General features: G+C 56.8%; 13 protein-coding genes. All 13 read right to left on the bottom strand.

Features of this window, described 5'->3' with window-relative positions; translation table 11 throughout:
* Positions 1-98: 98 nt before the first annotated feature.
* Positions 99-3,107: a sarcosine oxidase subunit alpha family protein gene (locus ABIE13_RS00540; RefSeq protein ID WP_354440222.1), complete on the bottom strand. Its 3,009-nt coding sequence runs from the start codon at positions 3,105-3,107 to the stop codon at positions 99-101.
* Positions 3,104-3,379: a sarcosine oxidase subunit delta gene (locus ABIE13_RS00535; RefSeq protein ID WP_354440221.1), complete on the bottom strand. Its 276-nt coding sequence runs from the start codon at positions 3,377-3,379 to the stop codon at positions 3,104-3,106. The genes ABIE13_RS00540 and ABIE13_RS00535 overlap by 4 nt, the downstream gene beginning before the upstream one ends.
* 7 nt (positions 3,380-3,386) lie before the next feature.
* Positions 3,387-4,640 carry a sarcosine oxidase subunit beta family protein gene (locus tag ABIE13_RS00530; protein ID WP_354440219.1) on the bottom strand — a complete coding sequence of 418 codons (1,254 nt, stop codon included), beginning with the start codon at positions 4,638-4,640 and terminating at the stop codon, positions 3,387-3,389.
* 8 nt (positions 4,641-4,648) lie between these two features.
* On the bottom strand, positions 4,649-5,395 hold the full coding sequence (locus ABIE13_RS00525; RefSeq protein ID WP_354440217.1) for an amino acid ABC transporter ATP-binding protein: 747 nt from the start codon (positions 5,393-5,395) through the stop codon (positions 4,649-4,651).
* Positions 5,396-5,397: 2 nt separating this feature from the next.
* Positions 5,398-6,204 (bottom strand): amino acid ABC transporter permease, encoded by an 807-nt coding sequence (locus ABIE13_RS00520; RefSeq protein ID WP_354440215.1) that lies wholly within the window; start codon positions 6,202-6,204, stop codon positions 5,398-5,400.
* Positions 6,201-6,956, bottom strand: a complete 756-nt coding sequence (locus tag ABIE13_RS00515; protein ID WP_354440213.1) for an amino acid ABC transporter permease — start codon at positions 6,954-6,956, stop codon at positions 6,201-6,203. The genes ABIE13_RS00520 and ABIE13_RS00515 overlap by 4 nt, the downstream gene beginning before the upstream one ends.
* A 41-nt stretch (positions 6,957-6,997) precedes the next feature.
* A complete protein-coding gene (locus ABIE13_RS00510; protein WP_354440212.1) occupies positions 6,998-7,831 on the bottom strand; it encodes a transporter substrate-binding domain-containing protein in 834 nt (277 codons plus the stop codon).
* A gap of 263 nt (positions 7,832-8,094) precedes the next feature.
* Positions 8,095-8,634 (bottom strand): hypothetical protein, encoded by a 540-nt coding sequence (locus ABIE13_RS00505; protein WP_354441210.1) that lies wholly within the window; start codon positions 8,632-8,634, stop codon positions 8,095-8,097.
* Positions 8,635-9,042: 408 nt separating this feature from the next.
* Positions 9,043-10,518, bottom strand: a complete 1,476-nt coding sequence (locus ABIE13_RS00500; RefSeq protein ID WP_354440211.1) for a M81 family metallopeptidase — start codon at positions 10,516-10,518, stop codon at positions 9,043-9,045.
* A complete protein-coding gene (locus ABIE13_RS00495) occupies positions 10,515-11,795 on the bottom strand; it encodes a Zn-dependent hydrolase (RefSeq protein ID WP_354440209.1) in 1,281 nt (426 codons plus the stop codon). Before ABIE13_RS00495 ends, ABIE13_RS00500 begins: the two co-directional genes overlap by 4 nt.
* Before the next feature lie 32 nt (positions 11,796-11,827).
* Entirely contained in the window at positions 11,828-12,550 is a 723-nt protein-coding gene (locus tag ABIE13_RS00490) for an ABC transporter ATP-binding protein (protein ID WP_354440207.1), read from the bottom strand.
* Complete coding sequence (locus tag ABIE13_RS00485; RefSeq protein ID WP_354440206.1) at positions 12,547-13,332, bottom strand: ABC transporter ATP-binding protein; 786 nt, start codon at positions 13,330-13,332, stop codon at positions 12,547-12,549. Before ABIE13_RS00485 ends, ABIE13_RS00490 begins: the two co-directional genes overlap by 4 nt.
* Complete coding sequence (locus ABIE13_RS00480; RefSeq protein ID WP_354441208.1) at positions 13,329-14,345, bottom strand: branched-chain amino acid ABC transporter permease; 1,017 nt, start codon at positions 14,343-14,345, stop codon at positions 13,329-13,331. The genes ABIE13_RS00485 and ABIE13_RS00480 overlap by 4 nt, the downstream gene beginning before the upstream one ends.
* Between the last annotated feature and the right edge of the window lie 3 nt (positions 14,346-14,348).

Below are 14,348 nucleotides of genomic sequence, written 5' to 3'. Positions count from 1 at the left end.
CGTCATAACTACGCAAGAGGTATCTAGGATGCCAAGGCACCCATGAAATACTCGTCAGACTTGAAGCTTGATCGCCAACATGCGAATGCGATTCGAGGTCAAGCATGAAGTCGCTCCCCTGCCGGGTCCACAAAACAGCTATCTGTTAGCCGAATGGCCACGGATTCGTTGGCCACAGGTGAGACCGCATAGAGCGATTTCCCAATTTGGCTGCGGCCGGCTTGCACCATAGCCAAGCCAATGGATCGTCCCAAGGTAGGGCTATAACACTGTGAGGTCAGATACCCCAGCGAATCCTGGATGGCAGCTTCGCCGTCCGCAACGATGTGCGCGCCGGGCGGGAGTTTCGCATTGGGATCCAGGCATTGCGCTCCGACCAACTGCAGACGATCTGAATCCGTGTGTGCGGGAAGTGCCAGGGAACGTATTCCGATGCAGTCTTTGCTGGTATCCAAAAGCCCGCCAAGACCAAGATCATCCAGTGTGGCTGTTCCAGCGGCCTCCCGGCCTACCACGAAATGCCCCTTCTCGATACGCAGCACCCCCATCGCCTCAGTCCCGTAGACCACCAATCCCAAAGGCGTTCCCACTTCGATCAAGGTAGTCCAGAGTCGCATGGCGTCAGCGGCCGGCACACTGATTTCATAAGAAAGCTCTCCGCTGAAACTCATGCGGGTAACTCGCGTCTTGATACCGAAGAGCCGTCCGACACGAACCGACATGTGCGACATCGCCTTGGCAGCGAAATCAATATCGGAATCGAGTTTCTCGAGTACGGCGCGCGCGCGCTGGCCGGCAAGCGCAAAGGTAGCCCATTGCTCGCTGACCGGCGTCACGCACACGCGAAGATGCGGCCACATCGTGTGCATGCAGTAAGCGATGTGCTCCGGCACGGTTTTGCTATGCGCGGTACTGGTGCTCATCACATAATGGAATTCGCCAATTCGAGCCACCACGCTATCGTCCAGGACCATTCCGTCCTCACGCAGAATCACGCCGAACTTGGCTCGGCCCACTGCCAGTTTGTCCCACCGATTGGCGTAAATGCGGTTTAGCAGTTCAATGACATCAGGGCCGTGCAGCTCTACTTTCCCCAAAGGAGAAACGTCGATCAATCCAACTCCGTTGCGTACGGCGTTGACTTCTCGATTGACCGCTTGCAGATCAGTCTCCCCTGCTTGGCGATAGAACTGAGGTCGCAGCCAGGGGGCTGATTGCGTGAAGAACGCGCCGTTCTTCACCTGCCAATCATGCGTGGCCAGGCGACGTACGGGATGAGCCGGGTGGCTGAGTACAGGCCCAGCTGCAGTGGCCATGTCGATCGGCACATACGGCGGGCGAAACGTGGTGGTTCCGGTCTGGCCCGGGGTTTGGCCCAACTGATGAGCCAGGATCTCAAGACCGTTGAGGTTGCTGAGCTTTCCCTGATCGGTGCCCATGCCCAAGGTGGTGTAACGTTTGAGATGCTCGACGGATTTGTACCCTTCGCGCGCGGCTTGCAGAACGTCGTCCACGGTGACATCGTTTTGGAAGTCAACAAACGCTTTCTCCCTCCCATGGAGTTGCTCAACATTCTCGATTCCAAGCCAAGTACTTCCCGCATCCGGTGGGCCTGTGAATTTCAACGGCGATCCATCCGCGAGCATCTTCTCAATTTCTGGTGCGGACTCATATCCGGATGCTTTGCTTGCAGCAAAACCAGCCCTTACGCCCTCGCCTATGCATTGGGCTGTGTCAAACTGGCCATTGCAGGCCCCAGCGCTGTGGTTTCGCCCTCCAGGCGCGTTGGGGACGAAACCAGCCAGCTCAGGCGCATAACGCAGCGTGCCACGTGCTTGCGAGAACAGATGAACCCGCGGCGTCCATCCACCAGATACGGCCAATAGGTCGCAGGTCACTGTGCCGGCGTCACCGCCCTCGCCTTTCCAATGGATGCCACTGATTTCAGTGCTTCCACTGGTACCTACAATTCGCGCACCCGCAACAACACGCACCCCCTTGGACGAAAGCGCCTGCGCGTATGGGCTGAGAGAGCCCCTTGTGTCGACGACAAGGCGAACGATGGCGCCCGCATCCTGCAAGGTCGTGGCCAAGCCGTATGCGCTGTCGTTATTGGTATAGAGAACAACCTCCCGACCGCACAACACGCGATACCTCTGCAGGTAGCTTCCGACGGAAGCGGCCAGCATGACGCCAGGACGATCATTTCCCGGAAAAACAAGTGGGCGCTCGATGGCTCCCGTGGCAAGTACCACCTGCGAAGCGCGGACCTTCCAGTACACCTGCGCAGGTTCTGAGCCGTTTGCGGATTTTGTAGCGGCAGTGTCCGTTGACTGAACCATCGTGAGGTATTCGTGGTCGTAATACCCGGTGACGACGGTGCGCGGCATCAATTGAACATTTTTTAGCTGTCGCAACTCATGCAGGGTCGTGGCAAGCCAGTGCGCCTTGGACCCCGCTGCGGTGTTGATCGGAGTGTCGAGCAAGCTCCCACCCAGGTTAAGACCGTCGTCGGCAAGAATGACTGTCGCACCCGTACGCCCGGCTGCGAGGGCCGCAGCAAGTCCAGCGGGGCCTCCGCCTGCGATGAGAACGTCAATGTGCACATTCTGCTGAGAGGTAGCGGCTTTCTCTTGCGACGTTGGAGGTGCTCCCAAGCCGGCGGCTTTCCTGAGTATGTGTTCGTAGCTGGGCCACCAACGACGGGGCCACATGAAAGTCTTATAGTAAAACCCCGCTCCTAGAAAACGCCCCAGCCAATTGTTGACCGCGCCGACGTCAAACTCCAGGCTTGGCCAATGGTGCTGGCTTTCCACCTCAAGTCCTTCGTACAGCCTCATCAGCGTGGCTCGGGCATTAGGCTTGCCACCGCCGGAGCGATCCATAAGGCGAACCAGCGCGTTGGGCTCTTCCGACCCGTGGGCCATGATGCCGCGTGGCCGGTGGTACTTGAAGCTTCGGCCCAGCAGCCGAACACCGTTGGCAAGCAATGCTGATGCCAAAGTGTCGCCTTCGAATCCTTGATAGGTGCGACCATTGAACTTGAAATTCAGGGGGGTGTTCCGGTCAATGAGGCCTTCACCTTCCACGCGCCATAGCTGAGTCAAGACGTCTCCTTCGGCGTAACGATCGACGTGAGGGCAATTGCCGTGTGATCCAGCGTATTGCGCTCAAGCTCGAACCATTGGCGGCAACCGTAACGGTGGTTCCAGTGCTCGCGATGCATGCCGCGAGGGTTGTCTCTAAGGTAGAGATAAGACGTCCATTCTTCATCACTCGCAGCGCTTGGGTCCAGAGGTCGGAGGATCTTCGCGTCGCCCTGATAAACGAATTCGTTCTCGTTGCGCGGGCCGCACCATGGGCAAGGTATGAGCTGCATCTTGAAGTCAATGCGCGTTGGGTTGAGGGCCGGCGCCACGCTCATTGAGCAGGCGCCCAGTCCTGAAGCGGTCAAGCGAGTGTTCGACGTTCAGCGGGTGCGGTTCGTCATTGGCGATCATGTGGGCAAAGCAATATCCGGAGGCGGGCGTGGCTTTGAAGCCTCCATAACACCACCCGCCATTGAAGTAAAAACCTGAGACGGGCGTTTTTGAGATGATCGGGCTACCATCCATCGACATATCTACCGCACCAGCCCAGGATCTCATCAAACGTGCCCCAGCCAGCTTGGGAAATAGTGCAACCGCACCGCCAAGCACCTCCTCCAGTGCCGGCAGGCTTCCTCGCTGGGAGTAGGAGTTGTAGCCATCGAGTCTGCCTCCCATCAAGATTTCGCCTTTGTCGGTCTGGCTGACATAGACGCGCCAAGCCCCGGTCGACACCACCTGGTCGATCATGGGCTCCACAGGTTCAGTGACTGCGGCTTGAAGCAAGTGGGTCTCCACGGGCAGGCGAAGGCCGGCCATCGCTGCGACGCGGCTTGAGTGCCCCGCGACACAACAGCCAAGCCTTCCGGTTTCGATATACCCCAGGGAAGTCTCCACTCCACGAACTTTCCCGCCTTCGATCGAGATGCCGAGCACCTCACAGTTTTGAATGATGTCTACGCCCTCGGCATCGGCAGCTCGCGCATATCCCCAGGCAACGGCATCATGACGCGCTGTGCCGCCGCGTGGCTGAACGACCGCGCCAACTACAGGGTAGCGGCCATCGCCTGCAAGATCCAAACCGGGAATGCGCTCGCGAAGCGCTTCAGTGCTCAAAACTTCTGCGTCAATTCCCCGCAGTCTCATGGAGTTGTATCGTCTCACCCAGTTCTCGCGTTCGTTGGATGAGTGCACCAGATTGATCACGCCGCGTTGACTGAACATCACGTTGAAGTTCAACTCCTCACTGAGACGTTCCCACAATCTCAATGAGTGCTCATAGAAGTGGGCATTGGCACGCAGCGCGTAATTGGAGCGGATGATGGTGGTATTTCTGCCTGTGTTTCCGCCGCCCAACCACCCTTTCTCGAGCACAGCGATGCGCTTTATACCGTGATTCTTTGCGAGATAGAAAGCGGTAGCCAACCCGTGCCCACCTCCACCTATGATGACGACGTCATAGCGACTGCTCGGGGTAGGTTGGCGCCATGCCGGTTGCCATTCAGGGCGGCTCTTAAGCCCCTGAGTGAATAAAGAAAGCGCACTGTAACGCATGGGTTTCCTCAGAGCACTTGCCTCAGAAACTCCTGCGTACGCGGGTCTTTCGGGTTGCTGAAGAACTCCTTCGGATGGCCTGACTCCACAATGCGACCTTGATCAGTGAAGTGAATCGAATCAGCTACTTCGCGCGCAAATCCCATTTCATGGGTGACCAGAATGCAGGTCATCCCTTCATCAGCGAGGTCACGGATCGTGACCAACACTTCCTTGACCGTCTCCGGATCAAGCGCCGCAGTGACTTCGTCGAACATCATGACTTGAGGGGACATGGCCAAGCTTCGCGCAATAGCCACCCTTTGCTGCTGCCCTCCGGAAAGTTGGCCGGGGTAGTGGTGCTCCTTGCCGCTCAGTCGAACACGCTTAAGTAGAGAGAGCGCGAGCGCCTCCACCTTGGCTTTATCCTGCTTCAGAACATGAATGGGCGCCATCATCACGTTCTCGAGCGCAGTCTTGTGGGGGAACAGGTTGTAGCTCTGGAAGACCATTCCAACGTTGCGGCGAAGTGCAAGCTCATCGAGCTTCGGATCGTTCACTTCAATGCCCGCCACCTTGATGGTGCCACTGTCGATGGGAATCAAGGCATTGACGCAGCGCAGGAGCGTAGATTTTCCGGAACCAGACGGACCGATGATGCAAACAACCTCCGAATGGCGTACGGACAGTGAAATATTCTTCAGCACCGTGTTGCTGCCAAAGGATTTGCATACGTTGTCAACAACTACTTGGAGATCACCCAATTGCTTCGCCACGTTTATTCCTTAAAAGCCCACTTGCGTTCAAGCCATAGCGTGAGCCGGCTGATCGGGAAGATATAGATAAAAAACCAGACCAGGATGTATCCGTACATTGGAAGCAAGAGGTCCGAGCGCCGCTCCGATGCCAGGATTTCGCGAGTCATCGTCATAGCTTCGGAAACCCCCACCACGTTGGCGAGAACAGTAGCCATGGTCAAGATCGAATAGAGGTTCATCCACGGCGGAAGCATGCGTTTGGCGCACTGAGGAAGGACGATCATCCAGAGTGTCTGACGGCGAGTGAAGGCCAATGAGCGGGCCGCCTCCCACTGCTGAACGGGGATCGATGAAATGCCTCCACGCACTATTTCCGACACGTTGGCGATCACTGGCAGCGAAAAGCCCAACGTGGCCTTCAGCCAATCAGGAATCTTGATGAGTACGCCGCCTACATGCACCTCGTAAGGAAGCATGTACATAGCATAGAAGATCGCCACCAACCAGGGCGCATTGCGCAGAATTTGGGTCAACAGGCTCGCAGAACGTCTCACAGGGCCCAGCAGGGAGACCTGCGCAAGCCCCACGAAGACACCCACTATGGTGCCGCCAATCATGGCAAGTGCACTCATGAGCAGGTTCAGCAGAAAGCCATCAAAGAGCATTGGCGTCCACTTCCACATGACGCTAAATACGCTGGGGCGCGACGGGTCTATCGCTTGTGTCTGTGCAAAAACAGAGCCACCGACCAATAGAAAGGACACTGCTATCAGCAGGGCACAGCGCTGACCGGAACCAGCACCTGGAGTGGAGCTTGATCCTGTCATACAGAGTGCCCCGGTATGCGCAGCCAACGTTCCCACCGTTTGAAAAGTAAGACGAAGAAGCCAACCAATGTGAGGTAAGTGACGAGCACCACGTTCATCATCTCCGTGACATTCAGGTTGTCCGTCCAGATTTGATTGGCAACGTATAAAACCTCTGGGACGGCGATCGCATACGCAATAGAAGTGGTCTTGACCAGGTTCACGAGATTGTTTCCCAGCGATGGAAGGCAAATACGCAAGGCCAGGGGGAAAATCACATGGCGATAGGCAGCGATCCGGCTATATCCAAGCGACTTGGTGGCCTCCACCGTAGAGTGCGGTACGGCCTCTATGCCGGATCGAAATATCTCCACATTGAACGCCCCCGCGAACAAGGACAGGGAGATGATGGCCCAATGTATGTTGTTGAACATTGGCTCCGCTACTCCGGAGGTATTGACAACCCGAGGCATCAAAGAACCTATTCCGAAGTAGAGGAAATACAGTTGCGCCAGAGGAGGCGTGTTGCGAAAAATCTGAACGTAGGTATACACCACCGCCCGAACTGCGCGCCACCGTGACATCTGCATCCCAGCCCCGATGATGCCCAGCACGAGCGAAATCAGAATTGAGAGCGTGGCGAGCATCAGCGTGTAGCCAATGCCTTCCACATAGCGAGCACCATCCCATGAGTCGTAGAAGATGGTCAGGTTGACCCCGGTGGTCTCGTACAGGCGCAAGAACCACCGCTGAATTGAGGCAAGAAGTTCCATTCGGATTGACCGAAAGATTTGACCGAAAGATTTCGGACTTCTTACTTGGCGTTCTTGTACTTTTCCTGCATTTCCTTAACGAAGGCAGTGGGCTGCAGCTCCCATTTCTTCTCCAGGGCGATCAGGGTGCCTTCCCGGTGCCAGGCAGTGACCGCGGAGGAAAGAAAGCCAGCAAACTCGTCGTCGCCGTATTGAGTGGCAACCCCCCAAGGCTCACGGTCTTGAACCGGCAGTTTGATCTCGAAATCTCCCCAGGTTGCGGTGTCCAGGAGGCGAGAAGCCGCGAGAGCGTCGTCTGTCAGATTGCCGATGCAACGACCGTCCTGCAACGCTTGGCCCGCTTCGGCTATTCCTGCGAAAGCTTGCAAATCAAGATCGTAGCGGCGTTGATATTCCTTGTTCCAGAAGGCGCCCTGGCTGACGCACAGCTTTTTTCCTCGGATATCGTCCCAGGTCTTGATCGGAGTGGATTTCCGTGCAATCACCGTGATGCCTGATGAGTAATAGTTTGGCTGAACAATATTGATGACCTTCCTGCGCTCAGCGTTGTCGGTCATTGTTCCTATAAGCACATCACATTTGCCTTGTTGCACGAACTGAACGCGATTGGCCGCAATCACGGAGATTTTCTCGACCGTGATGGGCTTGTTGAACTTCTGTCCGAGTCGCTTCGCCAGATCCGCGACCAAATCGTGTTCCAGTCCTACCTGGTCGCCATTGGGAGCACGGTAGCCAAATGGTCGATAGTCGAGCTTGATACAGGCGGCAAGCTGGCCTCGCTCGTTGATCTTGTCCATGACCTTGCCGGCCATTGCCGATGTTGAAGCCAAGAGCGTCAGCGCTGCGAGGGATGCTGATGCAAAAAGTCTGATCATGAAAGCTCCTTATACAAGTTTCGAACCAAGAGGATCTATCGTCTTCCAGCGGGAGTAAATAGTTTTCGCGCCGCTACGAGGCTTCTGGCCGTGCAGGACATCAACGGTTCGTTGCCGGAGCAAAGGCACACGTGACGCCATTCGGCCACCACATTGGAAACAAAGGCGCGACCAGAGGGGACTGGGGGTTACCCCAGCCGCGCAAGGCTCGCCCGGCATGCATAAGGTGTTTGACGCGTTTGCGGTTGCCTTGTTGACGCACTTCAGACGCGCCTGGAGGTGACGCCGATCGGCATGACCTTGTAGGTGCCTGAATCTGTATCGAAGGCAATACGCTCGTCCAGAATCTCCAGGGCTTTTCCGTACATGTGCAGGTGGCGAATAGCTCGCTCCCCCTGAATCTGAACGGCATGGATGTCATCAGGCATCAGCGCGATGCCTGCTCCAGGTTCAACAATCACCAGCTCCCGTTGCCTGACTTCGCCCTTGCCTTGCACACTGGCATCATCGATTCGATCGTATACATAGTTGTATTCGATGCCCTCGACGGAAGCGATGCAAGCCCAGGTCGTGTGATTGTGCGGAACAATTTTCTTACCCGGCAACATGACATTCAAGTAGAGGGCAAACCCCCGATCAGCATCTTCACTGATCAGATATCTCGCTTGATTCTCTCCCGCCTCTGGTTCTGCATAGCGGGATTGGGTCCACCAGTCCTTGTGTGAAGCAAGTTCTACCAGGCATGCGAGGACGTCTGCGAGGCTCTCACGGGTCAAGCCTTGTCTGCTTAAGTGCCCCTTCATCCGGCTAATGGATTGATGAACGCCAGATTCCTGCAAGTCACTTTGCATCATGAAGCAAACTCCTCTTAACCCGGTAAATGTTGAGTCACTTTACTGTTAAAGAAAAGGTGCGACAAATTAGAAATGATGCAATACTCATTAGGAACGCTTAAGTGACACCCTGCGGTCGAACATGCGCAAGCGCATAGAAATGCCGCGCCCGACAGGTGTGTGCGGGGCTCCAATGATGGCCTTCCACCCCCCCAAAATATCACTTACTACCTGTGGATTCGTAGCAAGCCTCCTGCGGATGTGCAAAGAGCGTATGAAATGCTTAAAGAAAATATGGGCTTAATTGAGACCTGCACACTGTAGCCAAGAGGCCACGGCGACCCCGGAAGAAGCCCGTCTGATCAAAGCGTGAACGCCTTAAATGCTGTCCAAAGGAAATACCGGGCGGCTCACGTGATCAAAGGTGAAGCGGGTGTAGTCAGACGTGGTCACGCCTGGGCTGTCACACTCCACTAACCCCGCCGAAAGTGGCACAAACACGGGGCGGCAGTACATGCGCGATTTGAGCAAGAGGTAGCGGAACCGCGTGGGATCGATGCCCACGCAATGGAACACACCAAGGTCCCATGGTTCGTGCGTCTGCTCGGTCACAACAATCTGCGCAGCCCCGATGTCGAAGCACACCGCTCGACCCATTTGGCAGCGCTGACCCGTGTAGATGGGGCCGGTCACGGTGTAGCTACCGTCACTCACTGCTCGCACAGTACCGCGTAAGCGCAGTGGCTTCTTGTGCAATCCAATGTGCTCAAGCGAAACCTTGTTACCGAGTTCGATCTCCAGTTCCGCGCCGACGCCTGCAGCCGTGAGCATGGCCACCGCTTCCGGGTCACACAAAGGCCCCACCGCCATCCCGGATAGCCCCAGCTCCAGCGCGGCCTGCAACACATCCATGGTGTCGCAGGTTCCGCCAGACATACAGTTATCTCCATGGTCCAGCAACAACACAGGCTGGGTGGCGTCCTTCGCAAGGGATTGCGCGCGTAGCAGGGAATCAGACAGCGGCTCACTTTGGTAGATGTAGTCTGTGCGGCGCTCCCAGATTTTCCCAGCCAGGGCTTGAACAGCCTCTTTACCTGCTGCCACTTCGCCTTGACTGCAAGTAGCCACCACGCTCACGCAGGGCGCCTCGATATCGGCTAGTGAAAAGCCACTAAATACCGAAACCGCGGGTACACCCCCGCGTTCCATCTCTCGCGCAAGCTCTACTGCTTCGCGCATATGCCCACTCAGCGTGGTACTGCGCAAAGTGTGACTCATCAAGGGCAAGGACTTCCACACCACCTGATACGCGGCAGCGCCCCGCCACATTTCAAGCAACAGGCGTCCAGCCTGCTCACCCGTCTCATACATATCAACGTGAGGATAGGTCTTGAAACCCACCATGACGTCGGCGTTGGCAATCATCTTCGGTGTGATGTTGCCGTGCAAATCCAGGGCCACACCAATAGGCACACCTGGCGCGGCCGCGCGAACACGCGCAAGCAAATCGCCTTCACCATCGGAACTGTTCTCTGCCACCATCGCCCCATGCAGATCGAGCAAGATGGCATCGCAGCCGGGAACCGCTTCGACGATGCGGCGCGTCAGCTCATCGTAGGCAGCAGCATGCACAGGGCCACTGGGATTCGCCATAGCCGAGACCGGCGATACGATCTCCGCCCCTTCAGCCTCAGCGAGGTCGATGAAGGCCGACATGGCGGTCCTCATGCCTTTGTTGGCCTGGTACGCTTGCCCGCCGTAGACAGGCGCGAAAGCTTCTATCGGAGTCGGAACCGGAGAAAAGGTGTTGGTCTCGTGGTTCAGTCGCGCAATAAGAAATTTCTTCGAACTCATTGGGCAATTCCAGCGCTATCGAGCATTGCACGCAAGAGCACGTTGCAACCTGCCTCCAGATGTTCTGGCTCGGCGTCTTCTATTTCGTTGTGGCTGATGCCATCCGCACAAGGCACAAAAATCATGGCTGCTGGTGCCACTCGTGCGACATAGACCGCGTCATGGCCGGCGCCGCTCACGCAATCCATCGTGCTGTAACCCATGTCCTGGGCGTTTCTGCGCACAGCCTCCACCAGGCTGGGTGCGAAAGGCTGCGGTGGAAAGTAAACGACTTGCTCGATGTTGATCGATGTTCCGCTCTCTTTCGCGATGCGCTCACAGGCTGCACGAATATCAGCATCCATGTCAGTAAGCTGAGCGTCGTCAGGGGCTCGCAAGTCCACACTGAACTTCACACGTCCCGGAATGACGTTGCGTGAATTGGGAAACACTTCCAGGAAACCCACCGTACCGCGCGCATGGGGCTTGCGATCCAGCGCGATGCGGTTGACCTCTGCAATCAGTGTGCTGGAGGCCAGGAGCGCATCCTTGCGCAGCTCCATGGGTGTGGGACCCGCATGGGCTTCCATGCCCTGCACCGTCACGTCATACCAGCGCTGACCGAGTGCCGCCTGCACGACACCAACCACCTTCTCGTGGTTCTCGAGTACGGGACCCTGCTCAATATGGGCCTCAAAATACGCGCCCACGGGGTGGGCAGCATCGCCCTCGCCCGCATAGCCAATCTGCTTGAGGGCATCGCGAACACAGACACCTTCAGCATCTTGCTGCCCCAGCGCATGCTCCAACGTGAACGCTCCCACGAACACACCGGAGCCCATCATGACGGGCACGAAGCGTGATCCTTCTTCGTTGGTCCACACCACCACTTCCAACGGAGCGCGGGTGCGGATGCCCGCGTCGTTCAACGTGCGCATCACTTCAATGCCTGCCAGAACACCGTAGTTCCCGTCAAACTTTCCACCGGTGGGCTGAGTGTCAATATGGCTACCCGTCATCACCGGGGGTAGCGTATCGTCTGCCCCTGCTCTGCGGGCAAAAATATTGCCAATGGCGTCGACCCTGATGGTGCACCCAGCGTCCAGCGCCCATTTGGAAAACAGATCACGTCCCTGGCCATCAAGCTCTGTCAATGCCAGCCGACAAACCCCGCCCTTGGGGGTGCCGCCAATCTTTGCCAGATCCATAAGAGATTGCCAGAGACGAGATCCGCTGACACGCAGTGCCCGGGTATCCTGCGTATTCTGGTTAGTAGGAGCGATGGTGCTGGTATTCATGTCAATGTTTCACTTCTTCAATAGATTGGCTCTCAGGCCATGCCAACGCCCAGGTAACGGTCCTTGATGGCTTCGTCCGCCAGAAAATCGGCATTGGAGCCCTCATACACAATGGCGCCCTGCTCGACGATGTAATGGCGGTCTGCCAGTTGGGTGCAAACCTCCAGGTTTTGCTCCACCAGAATGATGGACACGCCTGCGGCTTTGATCACCTTGAGCTGAGCCACGATCTCTTCAACGATCACCGGCGCAAGGCCCTCCACAGGTTCGTCCAGCATCAGCAGACGCGGCGCGTTCATCAAGGCGCGGCCAATCGCCAGCATTTGCTGTTCGCCACCTGAGAGCTGACCGCCCCCATTCGAGCGTCGCTCCTTCAACCGGGGAAAGATCTGATAAACATCGTCAAGTTGCCACTTGGACTGCTTTCGCTGGCCCAGCATCAGGTTTTCTTCCACCGTAAGCAGCTTGAAAACCCCCCGGTGTTCCGGCACCAGGCAAACTCCCCGCTGCGCCACTTGGTGCGTAGCCAGTTTGCTGACGATTTCAGTGCCAAATCTGATCTGTCCCTGAGTAGGCTGAATGACCCCCGCAATAGTCTTGAGTGTGGTTGTCTTACCTGCTCCGTTACGGCCGAGCAGCGTCACGAGTTCACCGTCGGCAACGCGCAAGTTGACACCTTGCAGCACATGGCTCTTGCCGTAATGCGCGTGGACTTGCTCAACTTCAAGAAGAGTAGGAGCGCTTGCACCATTCATGCTTTACCTCCGGTGATCATGTTGCCCAGATACGCTTTGCGTACTCTGTCGTCATTGCGGATTTGATCAGGCAAGCCCTCAGCCAGCACACGGCCTTGCTGCATGACCGTGATGGTGTCCGAGATGTCCATGACGATGTTCATGTTGTGTTCAATCAGTACCACGGTCTGCTCATCCTTGAGACTGCGAATCAACTGCTTCATGTCTTCGAGATCGTCGATGCCCATACCTGAAGTGGGCTCGTCCAGAAAGATGGCTTTGGGTTTCGCCGCCAGTGCCATACCTACCTCCAGGCGTCTCTGCTGCCCGTGGGAAAGGTTGCCCGCCGGAGTGTCTGCATACGCCTGCAGCCCTAACGTGCCCAGAACCTTGTCGACTGTCTCGGAACAAGCCAAAGCGCCGGTGGGCGGCTTCCAGGGGTTAAGCGCAACGGCTGGCGCCACACCCTGAGCGGCCAGACGCAAGTTCTCGCGAACGGGCAGTGTGAGAAACAGGCTGGTAACCTGGAATGAACGCGCCATGCCACGCCGAACTCGCACATAGTCCGGCTCACGCGTGACATCGTGACCATCAAAGATGATCCGTCCGCCACTCACAGTCTTGGTTCCGGTGAGCATGTGGAACAAAGTGGTCTTACCGGCACCGTTGGGACCAATCACAGAATGGACCGTATTGGCGCGCACCTTGATGTCTACGCCGCCAAGGGCGACAAACTTGTCGTAATGCTTCTCAACCCCTACGGCTTCCAGCAAGATATTGCCGGGTACAGATGCCTTGGTCATGCGTGGCCTCCATCAGCTTTGACACCAGAGCGACTGGGCTCAGCGTCGGTAGTGCTCTCTTTTTCAACACTTTTTCCACCACGCACCAGTTGAATCAACTTCTGGCACAGCCCCCACAGGCCACCTTGCATGCCCAGGCTTACGACCATCAGCACCACGCCCAGAAGCAAGAGCCAACGCGGCCAGAGAGTCGATAGCCAGTCGCCCAGCAGCACATAGAACGCGGCACCCAGTAGCGATGCCAGCAAATTTCCAGTACCGCCAATCACCGTCATCACCAAGATCATTTCACTGGTGTGGAACTCCACGTTCGATAGCGGCGCAATACCCGTCATGAGCGAGTGCAAGGCCCCCGCCAGCCCCGTCACGGCGCCGGAGATCACAAAGGCTTGCAACTTGAGCAGACGCAAGTTGTAGCCTACTGCGGCTGCACGCTCTTCGTTGTCTCGCACCGCAAGGAGCGTGCGCCCAAAGACAGAATCGCAAACGCGCTGCAAAAGGAAATAGACCACCATGAACACCACCGCCACAAAGGTGTAGTACTGCCAAGGTGTCGCCAAAGGCACAATCGTTTGACCACCCACAGTGAGCGAATGACGCGGAATGTCCATCAGGCCGTTGTCTCCGCCGGTCAGACCGGTGGCGGTGTAGGCCAGAAAGTAAAACATCTGGGAAAAAGCCAGCGTCAACATGACGAAGTAAGTGCCCTTCTGGCGGATCGCCACCCAGCCGACGATGGCTGCACCTGCCGCGCCCATGATTACGGCGCTTGCCAAGGCCAGAGGAATCGGTATGGGCAACCTCGTGAGCACGATACCCAGCGTGTAGCTACCCAAACCAAAGAAGATTCCCTGACCAAATGACAACAAGCCGGTATAGCCCAGCAGCAAGTTGCAACCCATGGCCGCAAGGCCGAAGATCAGAACCTCACTGGCCAGTGAACCCGACTTCATGAAAAGCGGCATCGCGAGCACAATCACTGCGGCCACGAGGAATTGAATATGCTTGAACATCAT

This window comes from Ottowia thiooxydans (assembly GCF_040548795.1).
In the GTDB taxonomy this organism is placed as follows: domain Bacteria; phylum Pseudomonadota; class Gammaproteobacteria; order Burkholderiales; family Burkholderiaceae_C; genus Ottowia; species Ottowia thiooxydans_A.
This window is presented reverse-complemented; position numbering and strand designations above follow the sequence as displayed.